This is a genomic window from Paenibacillus sp. 2TAB26 (assembly GCF_052115145.1).
Lineage (GTDB): Bacteria > Bacillota > Bacilli > Paenibacillales > Paenibacillaceae > Pristimantibacillus.
This window is the reverse complement of record NZ_JBFRGC010000007.1, coordinates 76,799-101,880: the sequence shown is the minus strand read 5'-3', so window position 1 is coordinate 101,880 and position 25,082 is coordinate 76,799. Positions and strand designations below refer to the sequence as shown.

Annotated in this window: 26 protein-coding genes and 2 pseudogenes; 2 read left to right on the top strand and 26 right to left on the bottom strand. The window is 43.2% G+C overall.

Going from position 1 to position 25,082, the window contains the following annotated elements; all coding sequences use genetic code 11:
* The first annotated feature begins 108 nt into the window (after positions 1–108).
* Positions 109–2,736 (top strand): family 16 glycosylhydrolase, encoded by a 2,628-nt coding sequence (locus AB4Z50_RS09305; RefSeq protein WP_441878193.1) that lies wholly within the window; start codon positions 109–111, stop codon positions 2,734–2,736.
* A 365-nt stretch (positions 2,737–3,101) separates the two neighbouring features.
* On the opposite strand, the gene AB4Z50_RS09300 is transcribed toward AB4Z50_RS09305, so the two are convergent.
* The 14 genes and pseudogenes from AB4Z50_RS09300 to AB4Z50_RS09235 form a co-directional block, all read right to left on the bottom strand.
* On the bottom strand, positions 3,102–3,389 hold the full coding sequence (locus tag AB4Z50_RS09300; RefSeq protein ID WP_430056352.1) for an alpha/beta-type small acid-soluble spore protein: 288 nt from the start codon (positions 3,387–3,389) through the stop codon (positions 3,102–3,104).
* 438 nt (positions 3,390–3,827) lie between these two features.
* A pseudogene (locus AB4Z50_RS09295) lies at positions 3,828–3,959 on the bottom strand (tryptophan synthase subunit beta); the annotation flags it as partial.
* 109 nt (positions 3,960–4,068) lie between these two features.
* Complete coding sequence (locus tag AB4Z50_RS09290; protein ID WP_441878190.1) at positions 4,069–4,509, bottom strand: SRPBCC family protein; 441 nt, start codon at positions 4,507–4,509, stop codon at positions 4,069–4,071.
* A 4-nt stretch (positions 4,510–4,513) separates the two neighbouring features.
* Positions 4,514–4,954, bottom strand: a complete 441-nt coding sequence (locus tag AB4Z50_RS09285; RefSeq protein ID WP_441878188.1) for an SRPBCC family protein — start codon at positions 4,952–4,954, stop codon at positions 4,514–4,516.
* Positions 4,951–5,457 (bottom strand): MerR family transcriptional regulator, encoded by a 507-nt coding sequence (locus AB4Z50_RS09280; RefSeq protein ID WP_441878186.1) that lies wholly within the window; start codon positions 5,455–5,457, stop codon positions 4,951–4,953. Before AB4Z50_RS09280 ends, AB4Z50_RS09285 begins: the two co-directional genes overlap by 4 nt.
* A gap of 283 nt (positions 5,458–5,740) precedes the next feature.
* Positions 5,741–6,259, bottom strand: a complete 519-nt coding sequence (locus AB4Z50_RS09275; protein WP_441878184.1) for a DinB family protein — start codon at positions 6,257–6,259, stop codon at positions 5,741–5,743.
* 56 nt (positions 6,260–6,315) lie between these two features.
* On the bottom strand, positions 6,316–7,326 hold the full coding sequence (locus AB4Z50_RS09270; RefSeq protein WP_441878182.1) for a helix-turn-helix transcriptional regulator: 1,011 nt from the start codon (positions 7,324–7,326) through the stop codon (positions 6,316–6,318).
* 52 nt (positions 7,327–7,378) lie between these two features.
* Positions 7,379–8,452, bottom strand: a complete 1,074-nt coding sequence (locus tag AB4Z50_RS09265; RefSeq protein WP_441878180.1) for a phosphotransferase enzyme family protein — start codon at positions 8,450–8,452, stop codon at positions 7,379–7,381.
* A 257-nt stretch (positions 8,453–8,709) separates the two neighbouring features.
* Entirely contained in the window at positions 8,710–9,171 is a 462-nt protein-coding gene (locus AB4Z50_RS09260) for a phage tail protein (RefSeq protein ID WP_441878178.1), read from the bottom strand.
* 453 nt (positions 9,172–9,624) lie between these two features.
* Positions 9,625–10,383, bottom strand: a complete 759-nt coding sequence (locus AB4Z50_RS09255; RefSeq protein ID WP_441878176.1) for an SDR family NAD(P)-dependent oxidoreductase — start codon at positions 10,381–10,383, stop codon at positions 9,625–9,627.
* Between the two features lie 28 nt (positions 10,384–10,411).
* Complete coding sequence (locus AB4Z50_RS09250) at positions 10,412–10,645, bottom strand: hypothetical protein (protein ID WP_441878174.1); 234 nt, start codon at positions 10,643–10,645, stop codon at positions 10,412–10,414.
* Positions 10,646–10,669: 24 nt separating this feature from the next.
* Positions 10,670–11,656 (bottom strand): 3-oxoacyl-ACP synthase III family protein, encoded by a 987-nt coding sequence (locus tag AB4Z50_RS09245; RefSeq protein WP_441878172.1) that lies wholly within the window; start codon positions 11,654–11,656, stop codon positions 10,670–10,672.
* 27 nt (positions 11,657–11,683) lie between these two features.
* Complete coding sequence (locus tag AB4Z50_RS09240; protein WP_441878170.1) at positions 11,684–12,580, bottom strand: polysaccharide deacetylase family protein; 897 nt, start codon at positions 12,578–12,580, stop codon at positions 11,684–11,686.
* 18 nt (positions 12,581–12,598) lie between these two features.
* The gene (locus AB4Z50_RS09235) at positions 12,599–13,699 is read right to left on the bottom strand and encodes a GNAT family N-acetyltransferase (protein ID WP_441878168.1); all 1,101 of its coding nucleotides are present in this window, start codon (positions 13,697–13,699) and stop codon (positions 12,599–12,601) included.
* A 504-nt stretch (positions 13,700–14,203) separates the two neighbouring features.
* Between AB4Z50_RS09235 and AB4Z50_RS09230 the strand changes: the two genes are divergently transcribed.
* On the top strand, positions 14,204–14,926 hold the full coding sequence (locus tag AB4Z50_RS09230) for a YheC/YheD family protein (RefSeq protein WP_441878166.1): 723 nt from the start codon (positions 14,204–14,206) through the stop codon (positions 14,924–14,926).
* Positions 14,927–15,014: 88 nt separating this feature from the next.
* Here the strand turns inward: AB4Z50_RS09230 and AB4Z50_RS09225 are convergent, their stop codons facing one another.
* From AB4Z50_RS09225 to AB4Z50_RS09170, 12 genes and pseudogenes are all read right to left on the bottom strand, one after another.
* A complete protein-coding gene (locus tag AB4Z50_RS09225; RefSeq protein WP_076266536.1) occupies positions 15,015–15,338 on the bottom strand; it encodes a hypothetical protein in 324 nt (107 codons plus the stop codon).
* A gap of 229 nt (positions 15,339–15,567) precedes the next feature.
* A complete protein-coding gene (locus AB4Z50_RS09220) occupies positions 15,568–16,011 on the bottom strand; it encodes an SMI1/KNR4 family protein (RefSeq protein ID WP_441878164.1) in 444 nt (147 codons plus the stop codon).
* 48 nt (positions 16,012–16,059) lie between these two features.
* On the bottom strand, positions 16,060–17,139 hold the full coding sequence (locus AB4Z50_RS09215; RefSeq protein ID WP_441878162.1) for an ankyrin repeat domain-containing protein: 1,080 nt from the start codon (positions 17,137–17,139) through the stop codon (positions 16,060–16,062).
* Between the two features lie 24 nt (positions 17,140–17,163).
* On the bottom strand, positions 17,164–17,913 hold the full coding sequence (locus AB4Z50_RS09210; protein ID WP_441878160.1) for a hypothetical protein: 750 nt from the start codon (positions 17,911–17,913) through the stop codon (positions 17,164–17,166).
* Positions 17,914–17,985: 72 nt separating this feature from the next.
* Positions 17,986–18,558, bottom strand: a complete 573-nt coding sequence (locus tag AB4Z50_RS09205; protein ID WP_441878158.1) for a hypothetical protein — start codon at positions 18,556–18,558, stop codon at positions 17,986–17,988.
* Positions 18,559–19,004: 446 nt separating this feature from the next.
* A complete protein-coding gene (locus AB4Z50_RS09200; protein ID WP_441878156.1) occupies positions 19,005–19,712 on the bottom strand; it encodes an ABC transporter ATP-binding protein in 708 nt (235 codons plus the stop codon).
* Positions 19,712–20,833: an ABC transporter permease gene (locus tag AB4Z50_RS09195; protein WP_441878154.1), complete on the bottom strand. Its 1,122-nt coding sequence runs from the start codon at positions 20,831–20,833 to the stop codon at positions 19,712–19,714. Before AB4Z50_RS09195 ends, AB4Z50_RS09200 begins: the two co-directional genes overlap by 1 nt.
* Positions 20,834–20,956: 123 nt before the next feature.
* The gene (locus tag AB4Z50_RS09190) at positions 20,957–21,523 is read right to left on the bottom strand and encodes a TetR/AcrR family transcriptional regulator (RefSeq protein ID WP_441878152.1); all 567 of its coding nucleotides are present in this window, start codon (positions 21,521–21,523) and stop codon (positions 20,957–20,959) included.
* Positions 21,524–21,893: 370 nt separating this feature from the next.
* On the bottom strand, positions 21,894–22,175 hold the full coding sequence (locus AB4Z50_RS09185) for an alpha/beta-type small acid-soluble spore protein (RefSeq protein ID WP_441878150.1): 282 nt from the start codon (positions 22,173–22,175) through the stop codon (positions 21,894–21,896).
* Positions 22,176–22,298: 123 nt separating this feature from the next.
* Positions 22,299–22,499 carry a hypothetical protein gene (locus AB4Z50_RS09180; protein WP_441878148.1) on the bottom strand — a complete coding sequence of 67 codons (201 nt, stop codon included), beginning with the start codon at positions 22,497–22,499 and terminating at the stop codon, positions 22,299–22,301.
* A gap of 164 nt (positions 22,500–22,663) precedes the next feature.
* Positions 22,664–23,851: pseudogene (deoB, locus tag AB4Z50_RS09175) on the bottom strand (phosphopentomutase).
* Positions 23,852–23,883: 32 nt separating this feature from the next.
* Positions 23,884–25,065, bottom strand: a complete 1,182-nt coding sequence (locus AB4Z50_RS09170; RefSeq protein ID WP_441878146.1) for a NupC/NupG family nucleoside CNT transporter — start codon at positions 25,063–25,065, stop codon at positions 23,884–23,886.
* Between the last annotated feature and the right edge of the window lie 17 nt (positions 25,066–25,082).

Here is a 25,082-nt window from a genome sequence, read left to right as displayed (position 1 = left end):
AAAGGTGCACTCCAATGTAAGCGGTTTCCTCCGAGTACTTACACAATCAACTGCCTCAAAATAAAAGGAGCCGCAGGGGTAACCATATTTTATTGAAGGAGGACAATAATGAAGGTACTTCACCATTCACAGAAACGGTTTAAGCAGAAGGTACTGAGCTTGTTCTTAGYGGTAGCGATGATGGCGAGCGTTGGGCTATTGCCATTTTCGAAAATTCAAACCGTCGATGCAGCAGGCACCACCGTTATCTCTATGGCTTACTTTTCAGCAGCAGATGGACCTGTCATTTCAAAATCAGGGGTTGGGCAAGCGAGCTACGGTTTCGTCATGCCTATATTTAACGGGGGCTCCGCCACATGGAACGATGTTTCCGATGACGTAGGCGTAAAAGTGAAAGTAGGGGGCAACTGGGTCAATATTGACAGTGCCAGCGGCTACGTCTATAACCAAAACTGGGGGCATTGGAACGACAGCGGAACGTATGGCTACTGGTTCACTCTGTCCGCAACAACAGAAATTCAGCTGTATTCTAAAGCTAATGGAACGACCCTTAACTACACGCTTGTATTTCAAAATATAAACAAAACAACAATTACGGCTATGACCCCTACCCAAGGGCCACAAATTACTGCAGGCTTTACAGGAGGTGCAGGCTTTACTTATCCTACCTTCAACAATAATCCAGCCATTATTTATGAAGCTGTAGCTGATGATTTGAAGGTGTTTGTAAAACCCGTAAACAGCAGCACTTGGATTGATATCAACAATAATGCTGCCAGTGGTTGGATCTATGATAGCAACTTCGGTCAGTTTACCGAAGGAGGCGGCGGCTTCTGGTTTACGGTAACAGAATCAATCAACGTAAAACTTGAATCAAAAACCTCTTCGGCTAACGTCATTTATACCATAACCTTTAATCAACCCGTACGAAATTCATATGTCATTACTCCCTACGATGGAACAACCTATACAGCAGATGCGAAAGGCGTCATCGGCATACCGCTGCCTAAAATCGATGGTGGCGCGCCAATAGGTACTGAGCTTGGAAAATTCGTCTACCAAATTAACATCAACGGGCAATGGGTGGATATGGCGAACTCCAGCCAGAGCGGATTTTCATATTCCGGCAATGGTTACAATAACATGTCCGATGCCAATCAGTGGGGATATTGGGCCGACTATATCTATGGCCTTTGGTTCCAGCCCGTCCAGGTGAATATGCAAATTCGAATCGGCTACCCATTGAATGGGCAGGCAGGCGGAAGTGTTGGCAGCAACTTCGTTAACTATACCTTTATCGGCAATCCAGATGCTCCACGTCCAGATGTATCCGATCATGACGATGTGGCAATCGGAACGCCAAGCGACCCAGCCATTGCGGGCATGAATCTCATCTGGCAGGATGAGTTTAGCGGTACAGTGCTCGATACGAACAAGTGGAACTATGAAACCGGCTATTATATCGGTAACGATCCCAACAGCTGGGGCTGGGGCAATGCAGAACTGGAGCACTATACCAATAGTACACAAAATGTATTTGTACAGGACGGAAAGCTGAATATCCGGGCGTTGAACGATCCAAAATCGTTCCCGCAGGATCCAAGCCGATATGCTCTATATTCCTCAGGCAAAATAAATACCAAAGATCATCTATCCTTCCAGTACGGCAGAGTGGATATTCGCGCGAAGCTGCCTACAGGCAATGGTGTATGGCCTGCGCTCTGGATGCTTCCAAAAGATTCAGCTTACGGTGCATGGGCCGCATCTGGTGAAATTGATATTATGGAAGCCAAAGGACGTTTGCCTGGCACAACTAGCGGTGCCGTGCACTTTGGCGGACAATGGCCAGTGAATCGATATATTGCTGGGGAATATCACTTCTCGGAAGGGCAAACCTTTGCCAATGATTATCATGTGTATACGATGATCTGGGAAGAGGATAACATTAAATGGTACGTGGATGGGGAATTCTTCTTTAAAGTCTCCAGAGACCAATGGTACTCCGTAGCTGCACCGAACAATCCGAACGCTCCATTCGATCAGCCTTTCTACATCATTATGAATCTCGCGATCGGCGGTCATTTTGATGGCGGTTTAGCACCAAGTCCATCTGATATTCCTGCGACGATGCAGGTGGATTATGTACGGGTTTATAAAGAAAACGGTGGCCAAAATCCTACGAACGTGCCTGTTACCGGTGTAACTTTAAACCAGAGCACTGCACAGCTGCAAGTAGGGCAGAGTGTACAGTTAAACGCCAATGTTGCACCCTCTAATGCAACAAATAAACAGGTCACTTGGAGCGTTTCGGGCGCCAGCATCGCTTCCGTAAATCAGAACGGTGTGGTGACAGGGCTCGCTCCAGGAACAACAACGGTTACGGCAACAACGGCTGACGGCAACAAAACAGCCAGCTCTACCATCACGGTTGTACCTGCGCCATCAACCGTTATCGTCATTGGCGATGCGGTGCGGGGCCTGAAAAAAGCGGGCAATAACTTGACGTTTTATGTGAATGGCGCAACCTTTGCCGATTTGCACTATAAGATAAATAACGGTGCACAGCAAAACGTAGCTATGACCTCAGCAGGAAACGGCAACTATACTTACCCTGTAAACAACCTGCAGTCCGGGGATACCGTCGAATACTTCTTTACCTATAATCCAGGACAAGGCGCGCTGGACACTCCTTGGCTCACCTATATTCATGGGGTAACTCAAGGAACACCGGAGTAAACCGGAGAATCCTGGCTAGACAATTCTTTACTGGCCTGCTAGGAGTAGCACGCGAGGTCATTTGATAGTTTCTTTAACAGGCGAGGGTGAGTCTTCCCCTCGCCTGTTCACTTTGCAGCCATCTCTCTCATTGGAGGCCAATGAGAGAGATGGAGCAATCTCTTTTATAGAACCGGATTATCTGTCACTTGGAGATTGCGGTTGGCTGGATGCCCTTAGAGGAAAAGCATGCAACGAACGTCAATTATATCTGAGTACTGTTCGCTGTATCACTCATTTTTTTTGAAAAAAGGCATCCAATGGGTGCCTTTTTTATCATTCTAGATCCCAACCCGGCAACCGTGTATCCATGCACTCATAATTCTTCAGGACTGCTCCCTGTTCGCAATCTGCTCTTGGGCGAGACGGATCATTTCCCGAACCATGGAACCGCCAATTTTGCCACCGACATGGCCCACTGATTCCGTAGTCAAATGACCATTGTTTCCTGGATGCAAAGGCACTCCAAGCTCCTTCGCCACTTCGTATTTTACGTCGTCCGGTTGATTCGGATTCACGGCATAGCCTTCGCGTTTCATTACATCTGCTTTGAAAGCTTGCATCCCCTGTTCAACCCCAGGCACCGCATATTTTCTCCTTCTTCTTGCCATCATACAACACTCCCCTCGATATTTTCTCTCTAACTTGCCCGGAAGCACAAAAATTCATCCCTCTTCCGCATCAGCACGAGAAATGCAGGACCATCAAACAGTTGATAAACTGTTGAAATTTATATGCACGACCGCAGTGGAAAATATCTTGGAGAATCTTTGTTTTCCTCTATACTCGACTTCTATTGGCCACCTACCATGAAACATAGAAATTCGACCTACTTAGAGCACAGCTCAGCTTAACGGATCAATCGTCGAAAATTATAAAAGGAGCAGCCGCAGCATGCTCCTTTGTTAGTGTTCTAATGAATTCTTACTTCATTTTGCAAGAGCTTTATCCATTCATTTCGAGACAAAGATTAAATTTATTTTTCCAATAATCTCCTCATTCAATTTGACAGATGTATCTGCTAATAATTGGAGGAGCACGGATTCAACAAATCTTTGCGGTTGGCCTTCCTCGTCCAGAAGTACTAAGTTCTTGAAGCCGTGAATGATGCTGGGGAAACTCTAGGTTAATGCTGGTGCTTTGTCGGGTTCGACGCTAATCAAGCAGACGCTCGGCTCGTCAATGTTACCATGCCAGAGTCGGTCATCCTCCTTACGTAAAAATCGCCGTCCGATTCCCATCAGAGAACGTGAACGGCAACAATTTTGGAGTCATCACGTAAGTGGCAGTCCTTTAATAGACCAATTCCGCCAGCACCTTGCCAAGCCGGTCAAGCAACTGCTCATTAGCTTCTATGCAGATTGGCTTAGATTTTTCAAACTCTTCTTTATCCTTGAAACGTTGACGGAAGGTGACTCTGGTGCTGCCTTCAATGCTCTCGAAGGTAGCCGTTATCCGAAATTCGTGACCGGACACATGATCAATCACAATCCGCTCTGACGGTACGATTTCAACAAAGACGTTATGGTTAGGATAATCCACTCCATCCGGTCCATGCATGATGAACCGCCATGTGCCTCCCGGCCTGATATCACACACTTGATTCGTATTCGTGAAGCCTTGCGGCCCCCACCACTGGGTTATCAAATCGGGGGTTGTCCAAGCTCGAAACACGAGCTCCCGCGGGAAATTGTATTCGCGAGTAGTCATAAGTTCATTTTCAATTTTTGTCATGTTCCTACTCCCCGTCTACTGTTTTTCCAAGTGCGTCCAACATGATGTTTGTACCATGCTCCCGTATTTCTAGCGTATCGTGTCCGTCAAAGAACGCACCTTGCTCCGTGAAAATAAGCTTTGTACCGTCCTCCACTTTAATAAGCTCTATCGTTGTAATCGAGACGGAGATGCGCGTGCTTCCTGAATCCAGCGTGTACGTGTAAACAATGCGCTGCTCTGGAACAAGCTCCTGATAGTAGGCATCGAAGGTAAAGACCGGCCCTTCCGGCGGCCCGCCGCTGCTGTACTCACGCCCGCCGACCTGAAAATCGAAGATCTCTGGCTTCGAAAACCACTTCGCTTTGGCAATTGGATCGGCCCATGCGTGATAAACCCTCTCCGGTGAAGCAGTATAAGTCCGCTCGACGACAAAAGTTCCATGTTTGACAAATCGTTCGTTCATTGATTTTCCTCCTTATGTTTTGGACTTCCGCTCTCTTTGGCAAGAAAGTCTCCTAACAGGTTCAAATGTCGCTCCCAACTCGTTTGCCGTTCAATGACCGGTTTCTCGAATTCCATTTTCATCGCTTGCAAGAGGCTCGTGAAATCTTCAACCGTTAATTCCGCTTGACCTTGCATTAGCTTGGATACATGTCTGAGCTGCTCCAATAGTTTCTGCTGTCGTTTGATCTGTTCTTTGATTTGATTGATCTGCAGGTTGACGATTTCAAGCGGGCTGATCTGCCCGCCACTTAAGGCCTGCTTAATCTCCTCGAGAGATAACCCCAGCTCCTTAAGCGATAATATCTGATGCAAGCGTGATAAGTTCGATTCACTATATAGCCGATGACCCGATTCTGTCTGGTCGGATGGCGATAACAAACCGATTTGATCATAAAAGCGCAGTGTTCTTACGGTCAGCCCCGTCAGGTTGGCGAGGTCCCCGACCTTCCAATGTTTCTTCATTAACCATCTCCGATCTTTGGCGCTAGCTATATACCGGTAGCTCTATTGTAAAACATTACGTTACGTAAGGTGCAAGTGGAATTGTATTTCTCTCCCAATCTTTTTTGCGTCGCTGATTTTAAACACATGTTATTATTTTGTCTAATGGCGAAAACTCCGCCGCGGCGCTATTTTATGCAATTGTAATAGAAAAATACGCTTGGGGTTCCAAGCGTATTTTTGAGTGTTTTTTTAATTTTCGCCCTGCTTCAAACGAATATCGCCGCTGCTCGTTCCGCTCGATTTACTTCTGACTTTCCTGTTGGTTCAGCAAATAAAACAAATAATCGGTCGGGAACCCCGCATATCCTTGCTGCCTCAGCATCGCAGTCACATTGCCCCGATGATACGTCCCGTGATTGACCACATGCTGCAGAATCTCAGAGAACCGCGTATTGAGACGACCGTAGTTCGGATGCTCGATTGTCATCTCCTTGTCCGGGTCTGGCGTTCGCTGCAGCAAATCTCGGTACTGTTCGGCGACGCCGGCGAACAGCTGCCGTGTCTCGTCCACTGTTTTGCCTTGCGCTTGCTCCGCCCAGACCGACATCCTCGGAAAAATGTTCTCGTTCGGAACTCCCGCGAGCACACACAGATAAAGCTGTTCGAACAAGTACATATGCCCGAACGTTTGTGACACGGACGGGAAAACGCTCGTTACTTCCGCATGGAACACATTCTTCGGAAGCTGCTCTAGATGTCCGAATAAACGCTCGTTCGCCCAAACGTGATAATCGTACAATTGATGAGATTGTTTAAGCATGGATAAATCCACCTTCCTTTATTCATCGTCGTTTGGCTGCTGCAGCCTTTCCACTATCATACACCGGGTTCGCTGACAACTGTTGTCAGCGAAGTACAATTGGAATCGTCTGCATAATGATTTGCGATTCCTATCGCTAATTCCTGAATGCGATATTTCAGATCCAGCGGTTCCCGGATGCGAATGGCCGTGCCAAACGTCATCAAATACATTGGAAGGTACTTGTTCATTGTTGGGGTATCGAGCAGGAACTGCGCCTCTCGGTCGGTCCGTTCCGTCAAATAGTGGCGCATATGCCAGTGGCCGCAAACTGCGTTCAACGTGACGGGGTCCCCCTCGATGCGAATGACTGTCAACGGTCCGTCCGCTTCTCGTTCCCGCTTGGACTGGTCATGGAAATAGGCGGACGCAGAGAAGTGCTCCGGTTTTTCGAACCGCATATCGGTCGGCTCCAGCCGTGCGATACGATCCACGCGGAACGTCCGAGCCGCTTGCGACCGATGGCAGAACGCGACAGCGTACCATTCGTTTCGGACATAAGCCAGCCCGTAGGGATCGATGTTACGTTCGTCGGCCTGTTCCGTATTTGGTTTGCGATAGGTGATGCGCATTGTTTGTCCGTCATCCGCCGCCTGCTCCAGGTCTCGCAACAACGGAACGACGGAAGGTGGACGCGACGGAGCAATCACATCCATGCCGCTCGTCTGACGGGTTAGATCGTGAAGCTGATCTTCGCGCAGCCCGTTCTCCACCTTCTTCAACGCGCTTTCCAGCTGTTCTGTATACGGATAGCCAGCGCCTTGCGTAAATTTAAACGCGTCTACAAGCGCCTTCAGCTCTAAGGGATTGAAGAACAATGGTGTCTCCTTGAAGCTTTCCATAATGCGAATGCCGCCGTCATGGCCCGATTCCGCGACGACCGGCACTCCGCTGGCGCATAGTGCGTCGATATACCGGTACACGGTGCGGACGCTGATCTCCAAACTGTCTGCAATCTGCGCGGCGGTGAGCTTCCTTCCGGATCGCAGCATCCACAGCATAGACAGCATGTTATCCCATTTTGCCATAGTGGCAGCCTCTTTTCATCGCGTAATTGAACCTCATTTCACTTTGTAAAAACTAAATATTTCGTTCCTCATACTCAAAGGGTGCTTCGCAAGAGTACATTTCATGAAAAAACCCTTTGTACGGGATATCGTCTTCCAAACATTTTATAAGATACGACAGCTCCTCATCACACTTTGGTTCCTCACCGTTGTTCTGCATGACCTCGAATGCGTCAATAATATTTTCCAAGAGATTTGCTTTGATAAATAAAGGCACCTTATCCAACGTCGAATCTTCGAGCTTGGTCTCGGATCTGTATCCTGCGAGGACTGTTTCAAAATAATCATCCATAAACTTTTTACGTTTACCGGCGTCTGGCTCAAATTGTATCCAGCCCACTCCGCTTGTCCAAAGGCCTGCCAAGTCAAACATATACCAACCGAAACATGAATTATCGAAATCATATACGGTTATTTGTCCGGTATCAAAATCGATGGAATAATTCCCATCGTTGTAATCAAAATGGAGCATTCCGAAAGTATCCTGGTTGCTGTCTAATCCTTTTAAGGTATTAAGGAGCTCTACCAGCTTCTCTTTAAGCAGAGGTAAGGAGTCTGGTATCCGTTTATCAATATATTCAGCATTGTATTTGTCAAAAAAACTATGCCGGCGATGGACAGGCATATACCTTTTTGATATTTGATGCAGTTTTCCCAGAACTTTGCCGCAATTATAATAATATTCGGTAATTGGAGCTCCTTCTCGGTACTGATAATTATTTTCTACAAGCATTTTTCCCTTAGCCTTTTCAAACAGACAGACAAAAAAGGTGTGGTTATTATGTGTAATCTCCTCCAGCAGATTCCCCTTCTGGGAGCTGATTACATTTGAGACACTTCCCCCATGCTCGAATAAATATCTAACATACTCAACTTCTCCCAGAAAATCTTCCCGGCTCCTGTCAGGTAAAAAAGCGATTCTAAGTATTTTGGCGTCGGCGCCCTCTTTCACACAGGTATATACGACATTCCTTCCTCCAGCATGTGCCGGAATCAGCTGAATTTCATAGCCTTCTAATCCGAACAGCTCCGATACTACTGTAAGCAAATAGGTATCACTGATTGAAACAACCTCGTTATAATTCATACAAGTTCCTTTCCGCACAAACATTTATTTTTTCTTACTCTATAAAAAGAACGTATATCTTCAGTACCCATTTCTACTACGTCCTTTATATCAAATTACATAAGGACTATTAGTAAAATTATACCATGATATGGAAAAGGTTGTTGTTTTCTGCATATAAAAAAGCCCTTAAGTTAATTAAGGGCTAGAAATTCTTATTAATCATCGAGCTTACAGGCCTCAAGCCCTCTACAGTCCAAATTTTCGCTGTTGCTTATTTAATATTCTTTTTTAATTACAAAAAACGAACCTCGTATTGTTCCAGCTAGTTTAGACTTCTGCCTCGCAAACTTAAACTTTTCTTCTAACTCCTTTGGTATCTCCATCCCCTCGGAAAGCTTAAAGCCAACGGCCCGCTTCTTAGCGTCATCGACCRTATACATGACATTGATTCCAAGACCGTCTTCATAAAAGACGTAAGCAAATTTAATATCCTCCACTTGAAAACGCGACGTTTCTAAAGGCTTGGCCGCAAACGCAATATCACGCTCTTTCAAAACTTGGTTCACATAATCAAGTGTATCCTGACTTTCGCTAGCTGGCACAACGGTAAACTCATGTTTGTATTTATTCATAAAGTAACGGGCTTCATTAGCGCGCAAACCAGCAAGCGCTTCTGCTACAGGTGAAGACTCTAAACCAACCGTAGACACATTTTTAAAATCAACGATATAAGACATGTCCATCTCTCCTTTTATAACATTATTTCCAACAAAACTTGTCATTATTTATGATAAGGTTCACCGTATCATAAAGTGAAAGCCAAAGGCACCCTTATTGATGCCTTCTCTGCATAACTGGATAGCAATAACCCTGCCGCTTCCATGAAATCAGTTTTAGAGCCGCAGCGCCACCTCGAACTGTTTGATCTCCGCCAAAATGAAGTCTCCCTTGTTCAGACTGAACATCAGGTGAACCGCGGCATCCGAATGATCGGATGTGACCCTTCTATTGACAATACTAACCAAGATTCTATCGCACTAAACCGTGAAGCATTTGACAAGATGATCATATGTCGCCTATAAGGCAACAGCTTCGAATAATCAGTATTTAATAAGAATTCTACGCCCTGTATTAAAAAAATTGCGTCATTAATGATCAGGTTACCCTTATCACAAATGACGCAAATTTCACTATAAAGAGTACCCACCATCAATCACAACATTTGTTCCAGTTWTCCACCTTGACGCGGGAGCGAGCAAATACCCAATACTGAAGGCAATATCATCGGGGTTACCTACTCCAAGTAAATGCTTTTCTTTGACTTGCGAATATTGTTCTTCACTTAAGTTAAACTGGATCTGTTTACTCATCTCAGTTTCAACCATACCCGGGAGTATGCTGTTTACTCTTATTTTTCGCTGTGCTAATTCAACAGCCGCTGATTTCACAATCGAATTAATTGCTCCCTTGGCAGCCGAATACCCTATAATGCCTTTTTCCCCTACAATCGCTGAGATGGAAGAAAGTAATACGACCGAGCTTCCGTCATTAGAAATATTTCTGTTAGAAAAGCTACCTAATACGGAGATCAAGCTCCTCACATTCACGTTCCACATTTCATCTATATAATTATGATTAATACTTCTCAGAGGTGTAAAATGATGAATTCCCGCAGAATAAACCATGCCGTCCAGTTTTGCCCCATAGTGAGCCACGGTTTCCTTCATCCAGTTTTGAACCTGACTCTCGTTCTGTAAATCAATTTTCTTAATAAGATGATGTTGACTATGTTCCATCTCGTTAAGCGTATCTTGTAATTTTTCTTCATTTCGTCCCGCCAAAATTAACCTAGCTCCCAATGTGCTAAGAAATTTGGAAGTTGCTTTGCCAATTCCCGATGATGCACCAAAAATGACAATTACTTTATCTTCTAGGCTATAAGGATTCATTTTTAGCACCCATTCCAATAAACTCCATTCATGAACTGTGTTTCATAATATGTTCTACAATATCTCCAAATACCTTTAAACCTTGAAGTTCAATAGCAGTTAAAGTAAATCCATAATTCTCGTCCAAACAGGCATTTAGTGAAATATACGCCATGGAGTCCCAATCAGCCAACTCTTGAAGCTCAGTATCTTTATTAATATTACCTGGTTCAACCATAACAATGTCCGTCTCAAAAACTGCTTTGAAATTTTCAATAGTCATCTTGTAAATCCCCCCGAAATGTTATTAGTCATGCCAGATCAATGATGCCGCCGCCCACGAATAACCGACTCCAAATCCCACCAGCATAACTTTATCTCCAGTTTTAATTTTCCCGTTCTCAAGTTCCCTTTTTAAAGCAATTGGAATAGTTGATGACACTGTATTCCCGCAATCGCTAAATTGTACTGAAAATTTATTGGGATCTATCTTCAGCTTTTTCCTTAGATATTCCAACATGTGTTGATTAGCTTGATGAAAAATAAAGAAATCAAAGTCCTCTAAAGTACTGCCTTCTTTATCTAATAATTTGTTAATAGATGCCGGAACCTCATTCAAAGTAAAATTGAATATTTCAGGTCCGTTCATATACAAGTTACTTTTCGATCTAACGTTACCGAACGCATCTGTTTCTTCTTGAAAATTAGCTTCTGACAACGGATTTCTTAGCCCTCCTGCAGGAACGATTAGATTATTGCTTCCCCTACCGTCTGTTCCGAACACCAAGGATTGTACTCCATATTGACTTGGGCCAGCTGATAATAATGTGGCTGCAGCCCCATCACCAAAAAGAGGTTTTACGCTTCTGTCCATTGGATGAATAAATTTACTGTACGTTTCCGCTGTAATAAAAAGAACATTATTGGCTTGTCCGGTTTCGATTAACCCTTTTGCCAATGATAACCCATATATATATCCGGAGCACCCTAAATTTATATCAAGAGCTCCAACAGAGGTTGGCAGCGATAGTTTGTTTTGTATCACGCATGCAGTGGTTGGCAAATAATAATCAGGTGATTGCGTACAATAAAGCAAGAAATCAATATCTTCCCTTTTGATTTCGTGCTTATCAAATAATTGATTGGCAGCTGCAATTGCCAAGTCGGACGCATATTCATCAGGCCCTGCTATGTGCCTTTCATATATACCAATTTTGGACGTTATCTTATCACCGTGATCGTTCGATTCTACTTGTTCAGGAAGATAGTATTCAATACCTTTTATAATTATCATTGCCTCTCCTCCTTATTGAAGTACCGTTTAATCTTCAATAGATCCAAATGGTGGTAAATGAATACAATCGTAGCGATTCAACCAGAAATGAGACAAGCCATCGTTTTTTCCTGGAGTGGTTGCAAATCCTGCTTTATAACCACGCTCTCTCAAAATGGGCTCCAATTCGCGGAACATGGCTTTATAATGTTCGCCTCCTCCAAATGCAGGCGTATACCATTCTGGAGTAATGTGGAGTTCATTACTGAGAAACCTACCACACGGCTCAATTTCCATTTCATAGAATTTATTTGCATCGCCAGAATAAGGGATATGGTGTCCGCAATGGACGCCGATCGTCATACCTTGACTTTTCATATCCAAAAACTCACTTTTGTTTACGTAGTATTGATTAATCAAATTTTCACTCGTACCGTAAAGCTTAAGTGCCTTTTCTTGCAAAAAACTTCTTGTTTGTTCCTGAGATAGAAAAAAGTTAAGAGCGTATTTGTTATACCTTCTAAAGATATCTTTCTCATAGTGATAGATACCCGATAATTGCGGAACCCCTGCTACATCATATGTAGTCTTTAATTCTTCCCAGATTTCTTCATCTGGGTGTAGTGAAAGTACGATATGTACCAGATTGAAAATGGGGATCACTTTATCCACTAACGGTCCGGACATTGCTGTAAAATAGCCAGGAACGCCTTTTCTTTTCATAATTTGAAAGGCATTCGTATACTGATCTTTAGTTCCATCGTCAAATGTTAAGACGCATCTTGGTTTCAATCCCTTTGGTTTATTCAATACTTCTGGACTCACAATCTCGTAAGATTTACTCAAAATATCGATTTGTTTTTCAAATATTTCAGGTTCTAAAGGGACAATGCCTTTCCAATCTTGAGACCTTACATAATGGTACATAACTGCAATATCTAACATAGCTCCCCCTAATAGATATTAGTTAGGTCGATCTTGGTCCGAATCCCCTTTAGTTATATAAAAGCAGGATTCTTCGGCTAGATTAATTTTATTTTTTATATCCGGCTGTACCGAAAAGGCTGCCATCATGTTTGTTATCGTTAAATCGATTGGCTGGAATCTAGTCGGGACCACGACAGAATCATTCTCGCTCTCAAGTATCCGTTTAAATCCGATCGCTTCCAACCCCCAAGTACTAATGGATGAAAAACAATAAAAATCTAAGAACAAACAATCTCGCGCCAGACCTGCGACAGCGTTCGCGAGACAGATGGAACTGTCCTGATCCGCTGCGATGAATTCGACGATTCTTCCAATTTTCTCGCCAATGTTTAGTAAGGATTCGATTCGAATAATGGCTATTCCCATTATGTGATTATGGCTATCTTTGCAAGTTAATATTTTATATTCAAAAATGGGATGGTTGATATATCTCCATTTAATAAATTGATAGTTTCTTGCAAAGCCGATCGTTTTGGGAGCAAAGAATTGTTCATAGAAACGATCCCACTCTTCTTCTACTAGATCAGAAATATGGTAGTCACTGTTGGACGGAATTGTCTTTAGCTCATTCCAATATCTTAGCGGCCGTTCGTTTCCGTTCAACATCTTTTCAATTGTTATTGGTTTGTTCACGACCCCTATCCATCTAGGAACGTCCTGGAGGATATTCCACCCCATTTTTTTATATAACTTGGTTACGGTACTATTAATGCCTAAAGATAGAATTAATTCAGGGTTACGTTCTTTGACCGTATGAAACAAGGCATAACCAGCACCAGTACTCCTATACTCGGGGGGAACAATCCAATTCGTTAAACTGCACCCAATTCCCGCAACCCCTTTATTATTTACTTCAAATGGCATCACGCCGAGTAACCCAATTATTTTGTTGTCTTTCCATGCACCTAAGAAACTGTAATACTCCGTTTCAACCCAATGATGCTTCCCTGGATTTTCATAGAACATATAGTTCAGCAACTGTTCGTTTCGGCTTAGAATGTGATTTGGGGACCAAATGGTATGAATTGCATTTTGTAATTGTTCTGTTTCCGTACGTTTGAAATATCGAATCTCCATTACAAGTCACCTCTTCTTTCATATCGGTATATTAATATTATAAATGAAGAACTCAGTGATTTATAAAATTCGCATAATAGATGATACGGTGAACCGTATCATCTATTATGCGAATTTTGCTGATAACGATTTAGCAGTACTATATACATTTCAGAAGCTGTCCGAAAGACCCGGTTGGCCAAGAATGCAGCTTCTTTTCATTTCAATCGAACGGAGCAAATACACATGAACAATTCAGATTCACTACAACTTCTACAGAGCTAGTTCTTCACCGACTGCCTTTTCTCTGTTGGCGACCAGTTCGTCCGGATCATGGGGGTGGCAATCATTCCTTATCCCCACCATTTTACCACGCAAAGCAGAGAAAACAGAAATGATATGCGGTACGGGTTCAAAAGCCTTCTTTACCTGCTTCGGTTTATAAATATGGACGAATCGTCACTTATGCTGATCACTAATTTGACTTAGAATTACCGTATAAGATTGAAAAAGGCTGTGATTATAATGTTAATCAAAAGAGACAAATGGGTGCAATATCGCATCTTTCGCAGCAGATCCTCTCTCGTCGGACGGTTGCCACAAACACAGTTGCTTAAGAAGAACACCTTGTCGAAAATGCTGCTTCAATATCAAAGCGTTGTACTGAAACCTCGCAACGGGAGTTACGGAAGGGATATCGTGTTCATCAAACGGAACGGTGCGAATGGCTATCGTATTCATAACGAGCAGAATGCAGTCACCATGAGAAACACTGATAAAATACTCAAATGGCTCCGTAAAAAAAACAGTGCTCATGGATATATTGTCCAAAGACGTCTGCAGCTTGCTCAAATAGGACACAAGCCATTCGACATTCGCATAATTACACAGCGGAAAAAAGGCTCTTCATCACCCTGGAACGTGACAGGCTCATACGCAAAAGTAGCGGCGCAAGGATATCTAGTCACAAATGTGACTAGCCGCACCATTCCAGTGCTTGAAGCGCTAAAATTAGCCCGAATCGGAGATCGGAGCTTGCTTGTCAAAGCGGAACGGATCGCACTATTGGCTGCCAAAAGACTTGGAGAGTGTTACCCCAAGCTTAGACAAGTCGGGTTCGATATAGGCATCGACAGAAAGCATCGAATTTGGATCATTGAAGGCAATTATCAACCGGACTTGCGCCCTTTTCGGCTCTTGAAAGATTCCTCGATGCAGCGCAGAATATCATGGTATAAGAAACATTAGAGCGAAAAAAAGACGACCAGCCTTTTATCCTTGGCTTGTCGTCTTTTCATTTTTATAACCTATTCTTGATCATGCCCCGTTTGGGATTTTACTTGCGTCTACTTGTACTTACAACACGCGTCACTTGGAACTTATTTACCCCTACCTGTATAATGGCAAACTTGCTGAAAGAAGTGCCGGAAGAAGTATACGGCTCCGCCTCAATATTTCCACTCGGTGTTCTAACCGTTGCGGTGATTCTAGTCACCAAGCAAACTCCACGGCTAGAAGCCGTCCAAGTCTCATCACGCTGAACCGCATAATTGTCGTCACTACAAAAGATGGATGCATATTCAACTTTTCCAAACGCATTAAACGATGTGGAGTTAAATATCTGAACAGGGTCGTAACCCGTAGGTCTTCTATTTCCCATCTCCAAAACCTCCTTGATATTGGTATCGTTCATTAAATGCAAATTAATAGATTTTGGTAAGGTATAAATGTGGACAAGGAAAAAAAAGCACGTTTGTCCAATGGTCGCGAAGATACGGCAGCATATGATGATGCACCTCAAACAAAAAAAAGAACCACCCTCGTAATTAAACAGGTGGTTCGAGACTATAGGTTTAATACAGCGAGCGCTATTACTATGCTTCTCTTAATCACCACTCATAAAAGTTTTCCTCGACCAGCAACTCAAATGAATCCGCTACTAACTTGATCTCCCCGGTATCGTGATAACAGATGAGTACCTTTCCTGACCGATCGATGATAATTGGGTCGCCGGAGCCATCCATAGAAATGACATAACTAGTTCGTAAAACCTCTGCGCAGGGAAGCTCCTTATATTGCTCTCGAAACTCCAGCGTCAAATCAATAACCGTTTCATTTCCGAGACTAGAACCGTTAGAGAATGCATGTACCGCAAGACCTGCATATGCTCCGCCAAACGTCCTTATAAAATGTACGTAATCTTCATGAAAGCTTACATTCAGCCATTGCTGTGCCTTAGCAATTTCCTCTTGGCTCGCCGGAATGCCTACTAGTGTGCTATTATCCTCCCGATGAAGGAAATTCTTTAATCTTTCCATTAACGCATCCTTCATAAGTTAATCTCCTTTGTACACTTTCTCCTCTACTAGTGTGACAAATAGCTATAACTCTCCCTCAAGAAACTTAATGAGGTACATTTCAGGCTGCACGAGGAACTCTGTAAAGCTGCACAAATCCGCATACTCCTGGTGCTCCACGTCATAACAGCCTACCAAGCCTTTTTTCTTCGGATTCCACACTAGCTGCAGAGCAGAGTAATTGTCGATATCGGCTGACAGACGCAACAGCTTTTGCCTGCCAACTTTCATCTCAATCGTATCAGTTAATGTAAAAAAATCGATATACCCGATTTTATATTCATTTTGCGCTAGCTCAAGGCGCAGCTTGTCTCCAGTAAGAAAGCTGACCAGTTCATCGGTCAGTTTATATTTTTTTAGCTCAAACTTTTTATTTTCCATATTATGAAGCTCTGCCGGCTCCAGCGATTTCAAATAGTCAGCCAAGATTGTATTCTTATTGCTGACCGCAATCGTATACGGGCGCTCACCGTCCTTTTCCGCAAAAGTCACGTCCGCACCGCGTTCAATCAAAAATTTGACCATGGCCAAATTACTCATGCGCGCGGCAACGGTTAACGGAGTCGCTTGATAAGGATAGACCATATCCGGTTTATTATAGTTGATGTCCACCCCATGATCGAGCAAATAGGTGAGTGTCTTATAGTCATGATCCGATACAGCTTGACGCAATACAGCACCGCCATGCAACTTTATATCTAATCCCAGCTCATGAATGAGCCGGATATTGTTTTTGTTGCCATAGTAGGCCTGTGAATAAGCGCCAGACCCGATTTGATTGAGCTTGTCCAGCTTGGCTCCTTGCGCTGCAATGTAGCGAATGATGTCTTCCTTGCAATAGCGAACTGCTCGCAAAAAGGCCGGATTATGATTGACATTCAGGTTGATCCCATGCGCTACCAGCAGCTTTACAACATCCATTTGCTGCAATATAAGCGCCAGATCAAGCGGACTTAACGTGGTATGCTTGCTAAGTATGATGCCAGCTTCAATATCCCAGCCTGCTGTAATTGCAGCTTGCAAAGCAGGAATATTTCCTTTGTAAATGTGCATCGCAATTTCCGGCAGATCCTCGAACTTCCCAATATCTTTTAGATTTATCATTCATTAATCGCTCCTACACCTAGTTCAACTGTTATTTTCTGAAATTGCTTCGCACCCTTTTGACAAGAGCCACTGCTTCATAACGGCAAACGCATGTTGTACATCCTGTTCATAGAAAACAGCCACCTCTTGTTGGTAGGCATAATTCAATCGTACATAGCCACCTAGTTGCCGGTAGAACAGGAAGCATGCATATGGGGTCTCAATGGACAAATCCGGTGGAAAATCTGCTTGGCACATTCCGGCCAGATCGGGCAACGAAAGTCGGTTCTGCCCTTGTGGCAAACGTAAAAAGAGATGGCTCCGAGTGCCCGTCCACGGTTCATAATAGACAGCCTCCTCTTGACTGATTCCATACACCTGACGATATATTTCGTCCAGCACCAAGGCGTACATCCCTTCGTCTTCCTGCTCCCGTTCCTGCAGTGAAATCGCCTTAACGTGCTCCGCATGCCGAGGCAGCCAGAGAAGTAAAGCTGTCTGGGGATGCACGGCCAGAAAATCACCGTCTAAAGTTGTACCTATAACGGTACACTCACCAATCTGTTGCTCAGTAATGGGGCTGTCTTCGTCATGCTCCCATAACCCATACTCAGCAAAGGGTTTAAGCACCTCCATATCCGGCAGCTGAACATTCAACCACCCTCTGTAAGTCCCTTCGCCAAATCGCCGCAAAAACCGGAGGTAGCCAGGTGGATAAACAGCGGCGTCTTCCTTCGCAAGTGCTTGGTTTTGACCATCTGACAGCGGTTTTGGCCGAGATACAATGTACATAAATACTCCCCCCTATTTGGACTATTAAGTCTGCCTCTGTAGGCAGTCGGACGTACTTCATGAAAATGCTTTTCAAAATTCATATGTCCCAAATTGTTTTCTGAGAGATTCTTCGTGCGGTATCCACTCCGAATCACTCCATAAAGACATTTTCACGAGTTCTGACAGCTTATCTACGGCTTGTACTGGACTCGTAATGCTAATGAAGTCGTCAAAATCCTCATTACGAATATCCAACGCTTTCCGCAGGTAGTCATCATTAATACGCTCTTCTTTGAGTTGTTCATATTCATCCCTCATCCATTGCTCACAAAAGATTTTTTCGGCCCTAATCTCTCCATTCTCGAAAAACGACAACTCAAATAATTCCTCATTCATATATCCGGCGGTCATCACTGGCTCTTCGATAAGCCGGGACAACGTTTTTCCAACCTCCTTCACCGTACCCCATACAAAATAATCGTGCAGTACGCTAATCCAGTTTTCGTTGCTTTTGCTTATGTACATGACGACTTTGATCTCTTGAGCCTCATTATTTGGCTCGCCTAATACTGTGGCATGCCCTTCACTTAGCTCTCTTAATGCATCGACAGTCTTTTCAAGGTTTTTCGACTTAATATGCAAATTCGCAAATGATCTTCCCACGAGATCGCCCCCTCTAATCGCTTTCTTACTCAGTCTGATTTTTGTTTATATTCAATAGATTGGTTCTATAAATGTATCTTATTTCCATTATAGTGATCGCTTGTCCTGAGTCTACCTACTTTTCACCTGAATTTTGGAATTGACGGTTGCAATGTTAGAGATATAGCCTTGCCCGTTCAGCACAATCTCCAGCTCCTTCCCTGTGTGCTTCGCCCCTCTTTAAAAATAAAAGAGGGTGTCCCTCTGTCATTTTATGACTTTTGGGATACCCTCTATCGATATATTCCGTATTCTTACAATAATATCCGACTTTCCACAACAAAATTTTTCACCTTACTTAGAATATGGATCACCATACCATCTGTTGGGCGGCATCAAAAGGCATCCGAAATCGTGTGCCCCTATCCAGAAGGAAAGTGCTGTAAGATGAAGGAAAAGAAAAGAACTCAAACATGGGCTTCCCCTGATTTTGACGATTCGGCTAATGACAATTTCCCATCTTCCATTCGGTATACCTTGTCGCAATATTCGAGCATACGCTCATCATGGGTAACCATAATCGCCGCTTTCTGGCGCAACTTCACCTCATGCGCAATTAGACTGACCACCTCATGGGCACGTTTGGTATCCAAACTTGCTGTCGGCTCATCCGCCAAGATGATGTTGGGATTATTCATTAAAGCACGAGCAATCGCTGTCCGTTGCTTCTCACCGCCTGATAGCTCTTCCGGAGGGCTTTTTAACTTCGAACCCAGACCCAGCTCTTCCAGCAACTTCGTGGCGAATTCCTTATCCTCCCTTTTAACCTTTCCCGACATCCTTTTTACTATTAGCAATTGATCAAGAACATCTAAATAGGGAACCAAATTCGATGATTGCATAATAAATCCGATTTCTCGTAACCTAATATTAGATAGTTCTTTCGCAGTAAGCGTAGAGATATTATAGCCATTCAGCTTAATCTCTCCTACGGAGGACCTAAGCAGCGCTCCAGCAATAGATAAGAACGTACTTTTACCAGACCCGGACGGTCCAACTACAGCAACAAACTCACCCGGCTCCACTGATATTGACACATGATCGAGTGCCGCGATTCGATTGCCTCCTTCAGCATAATATTTTGTGACTTCACTCATTTGCAATCCCTTAGTCATTATTCAACCCTCCCGAGCGCTTTGAGCGGATCAATCTTTGTAATCTTGCGAACAGATACGATCGAACTTAACATAGCGATAATTAGCAAGATAACAGAATACGTGACGACAAGACTAGTTTCCAGCTTGAATGGCATACCCTTCGGCATAATGGCAGCTGTTCCATAAGTCAGTAAGATTCCAACTACAATACTAGTCAGCGAAAGCACGAACACTTGTGATACAATAGCTTTGCCCAAAAATCTGTTACTAGCACCAATAGCTTTCATAATGCCGAATTGATTGGTCTTCTGCATCGTAATTACATAAAAGAACACCCCAAGCACGAATGCGGAAATAGCGAGTAAAAATGCAAGCATCATTAAAATAGTACCGTTCTCTTCTTTGTACCCTGGCATTCCTTGAACGGCTGCCGCTCGGGTAACCGTATCCGTATTCGATAGCTTACTATTAATTAAATCTGGATCGATATCCTTGCCTTGTAACATAATCGCATTAACGGGCTCTGCAACTCCTTTATCCGAACCCGGAGCCGCGAAGGTAATCTTCCGCCATTCAGCCATTGGAGTAAATACTGATGCAACGTGGTTATAGGTCTGGTTCTCGACATATCCGATAATTGTCAATGATTCCGTCGTTCCATCTAACTGAAAAGTGTCACCAATATTATAGCCCTCGTCCTTCATGGTTGAATTCACCACGACACCTGTAGGATTCCCGGAAGATAGGCTTTCCCCTTCTACGATAGCCGGTTCCAAGAAGCTTCCTGGAATAATTCCTATAATCGCTATGTCCATCTTATCTTCATTCTTGGTGCTTTGCTCCTTAAGCGCCGTTGCCATCGTTGTTCCCATGGGTGCGGCAGCACTCACATTTGGTAGCAGCTCCACTTCCTTAATCAATTGATCAGACAGTAACGACTTGCTCATTGAAGACTGCGACCCTTCTTCAAATACGACATAATCAGCCTTCATTGTCTTAAATGTTGACGCAGCTAGCGTAGATAGTCCATTCCCCAAACCTGATAAGATGAATACCAACCAGGCTATCAGTACAAAAATAATGACGATCATTAAAAATCTCATTTTACTATGCATCAATTCCTTCATAGCTAAAAACATTTTCTTTTCAACTCCTTATCTCTATTTTCTGACACTTGTGTCAAATTTATAACACAATCGCGCTTGTCTCATTAATTAAACATTATAAATGACACTTGTGTCAAATTAATTCCGAGACTAAGGCTAGCTCTTAGCTCCCCCGATCCACATTTGAAACAACAGCTTTCCCCAATCAGGAATAGGGATATTCAGCATATTAGGTGTATTAATTAAGTTAAAAAAAACACCAATAAGTACAGGCAATGGGATATCTTGCCGTAGACCTTTGCCCTTTTGTGCGCGTTCAAACAAGCGTGATAATTGAATTTTAAGGGTCATATGTGCTTCCTCAATAAATTCAAGATCTCGCGCTGCTGCAGAAGAATTAGCAGTATTAATTTTACTAGAATCCCCCAGAAGTTGATGGAGCGTAGATTCTTCTACATAAATGAGAAGTAACTGCTCGAGAGCGTCCATAGGATCAGTCTCATCAATTGCTGAACAATTTTCTAATACCTTTGCTATTACGCGCTTCATACAAGCAGCAACTATCTCTTCTTTATTAGAGTAATATTGATAAATAGTGCTCCGGGCTCCGGACAGATGCTGTGAGAGCAGCTTGAGATGAAAACCGTCGTAGCCATGCTCAAGCACTAATTTTTTTGTCGTATCCAGCAGTTCTGTCTCAGTAAAAGATTGTTTTCTTCCCACTGAATCTCTTCCTTTTCATCAATTAAGATCTGTGTTAAAAGTTATCTTTGCGTAATAAATTAATATCGTAAATTTAAAAGAGTCCTACCTCTGATTATATTTATTATCAGTGTAGCATATGTTAATAGGCATTGCCCAAAACAAGACCAGCGATCTCAACAAATAGAGGTGATTCGATCGTATCGTTAGCTCACTTTTCAATTTTATCATTGTTAGCGTCTGCCCATTTAGATGTAATTCAAAAAAATACTTGGAGATAACAAAAACCCCTTTTTGGGAGAAGGGGTAAGTTATCGTCTTTAAAACCACTGGGTTTAATATCAAGTCAGTGCTCAGCGAACTTCATCCATAATCTCAGAACACTTCAGGATTACTCCCTATTTGCTATTTGCTCCTGGGCGAGGCGGATCATTTCCCTAACCATGGAACCGCCAATTTTGCCGCCAACTTGGCCTGCTGATTCCGTAGTCAGTTGACCATTGTTTCCTGGGTGCAGTGGTACACCAAGCTCCTTTGCCAATTCGTATTTCACGTCGTCCGGTTGATTCGGATTCACGGCATATCCTTCGCGTTTCATTACATCTGCTTTGAAAGCTTGCATTCCCTGTTCGACCCCTGGCACCGCATATTTTCTCCTTCTTCTTGCCATCATGCAGCACTCCCCTCGATGTTTTTCCCTAATATGCCCGGAAGCACCCAATTTCATCCCTATTCCCATCGGTACGAAGTTAATCCAGGACAAGGATGCTGGTTAGACTCCTCAAATAAATTGTTTTTAGTACTTTTGTTCCAGCATCTGACGACGCTTGCCGCTTGCTTGATACAGGCCTCCCCCATTGTGCGACGGCATCGCTGAAGCCCACTGTTGCCGGGTGGCAGATTCGGCCACCGCAAATATAGCGTATTTTGTGAAGTGATTAACATCTCTGGTAATGTTGTTGCCGCTCTCTGTGCCGCCGACTTTCACCCATTCCATCTTCAATTGGTCATTTCCCATTTCCTTTCAAGCTATTTAGGTCAATGTTGAAAGGAGCCATTTTGGCATGCTTCACTTATTATGACGTTACCTTCTCTAGGTACACTATTATTATTGGCCCTCGTTTTCTCAACTAACCAGTACATTGGCAATTCAAATCAAGTTTATTTAAGCTTCTGTAAGAGGCTTTGTCCAAACTGAGGCATTTTCACATTAAAGTTATCTGCAACCGTTGCCCCAATATCCGAAAATGTCTTACTTACAGGTAACTCTTTTTGCGCAGTGAAACTCTTGCTGTAGAGGAGTAAAGGAACATATTCACGGGTATGATCTGTACCCGCATGAATGGGATCATTGCCATGGTCTGCTGTAATCATGAGAAGATCATCTTCGTTCAGCTCGGCAAGCACTTCATTTAATCGATCATCAAATTGTTCTAGCGCTTTCCCATAACCGATCGGGTCTCTACGATGTCCATAAAGTGCATCAAAGTCAACAAGATTCAAAAAACTAAGTCCTGTAAAATCAGTATGAATGGTCTCCATGAGTTTATCCATGCCATCCATGTTTGATACTGTGCGCAAAGACTTGGTGACACCTTCACCATCATATATATCTGAGATTTTGCCAATCGCTAATACATCGAACCCAGCATCCTTGAGCTCATTCATCACGGTTCTTCCATAAGGCTTCAAGGCATAATCATGACGGTTCGATGTTCTCTGGAATTGACCAGACTCTCCGAGGAATGGCCTGGCGATCACTCTGCCTAACATGTATTCCTCACGTAGCGTAATCTCTCTAGCTATCTCACAGATTTGATATAGTTCTTCCAAAGGAACAACTTCTTCATGAGCGGCAATCTGAATTACTGAATCTGCTGAAGTATAGATAATGAGCGCGCCAGTGTTCATATGCTCTTGCCCAAGTTCATCCAGAATAGCTGTACCGCTAGCTGGCTTATTCCCAATAACCTTTCGTCCCGTTTTTTGTTCTAATTCGTTAATTAATTCGTTTGGAAATCCTTCATGGAATACTCTGAAAGGAACATCGATTTTTATGCCCATAATCTCCCAGTGACCAGTCATTGTATCCTTCCCATTCGACGCCTCCTGCATTTTGGTGAAATACGCTAAAGGCTGCTCTACTTTGGGCACTCCGGGTATTTGGTCAATATGGCTTAACCCTAACTTAGATAAAACAGGAACATGCAGCCCATTCATTCTTTCTGCAATATGCCGTAATGTATGTGATCCTGTATCCCCAAACTTTTAAGCATCCGGAGCTTCACCGATGCCTACAGAATCCATAATGATGACGAAAATCCGCTTAAACCGTGGTGTTTGTTTCATGTTAATGCTCCTTCTATTTTAGCTGTACTCAACTAAAATATAATTCCGATAACGATGGCTGATAAAACGCTTACAAGTGTCGCACCATATAGCAATTTCAATCCAAACCGAGCAACCACATTCCCTTGTTTTTCATTCAAGCCTTTTACGGCACCCACGATTGTACCAATGGATCCAAAGTTAGCAAATGAGATTAGAAATACAGAGACGATGGCTGTCGTACGATCACTAAAGCCGTCTTGAATTTTCACAAAATCAAGCATAGCCACAAATTCATTCGCCACTAATTTGGTCGCCATGATACTGCCTGCACTAACAGCCTCAGACCATGGCACACCCATAACAAATGCGATTGGTGCAAAGACATAACCTAATGCTTCTTGGAACGAGATACCGAATATTCCAGCGAAAACGCCGTTAATTAAAGCAATTAACCCAACGAAACCAACCAACATAACCCCAACCACGACGGCTACCTTAAAGCCATCCATGATATACTCACCCAGCATTTCGAAAAACGTTTGTTTTTCTTGTTCTTGAACTTCAACAATATCCTCTTCAGGTTTAACCTCATATGGGTTGATGATGGATGCAATAATAAAACCGCCAAATAGGTTTAGTATTAATGCAGCTACAACATATCTAGGCTCCAGCATCGTCATATAGGAACCAACGATTGACATGGATACCGTCGACATTGCTGATGCACATAATGTGTACAGACGCTGCTTAGACAATAATCCGAGTTGATTTTTCACCGAAATAAACACTTCATTTTGTCCGACAATGGCAGCCGCAACCGCATTATAGGATTCCAATTTTCCCATACCATTTATTTTACTTAGGACCAGACCAATATACTTTATAATAAACGGCAGTATTTTATAATGTTGCAGAATCCCGATAATCGCTGACATAAATACGATAGGCATCAATACAAAGAGGAAAAACGTGTGTGCCCCTTCGTTTGCCATTCCACCAAAAATAAAGTTAATCCCTTCATTTGCATATCCCAGTAATTTATCAAAACTATTGGCAAAGCCCTTAATTAATAATTCTCCGATACTCGTTTTTAGTAGAAGTATTCCCAAAACAATCTGAACCAAAATCATGACAATAATTGGTCGATATTTAATCTTTTTCTTATCATTACTTGCAAGCCATGCCAGTATTAGAACAAGAATTAGACCAGCAACAGAGATGAGATAATGCATCTTTACCCCTCCAAATT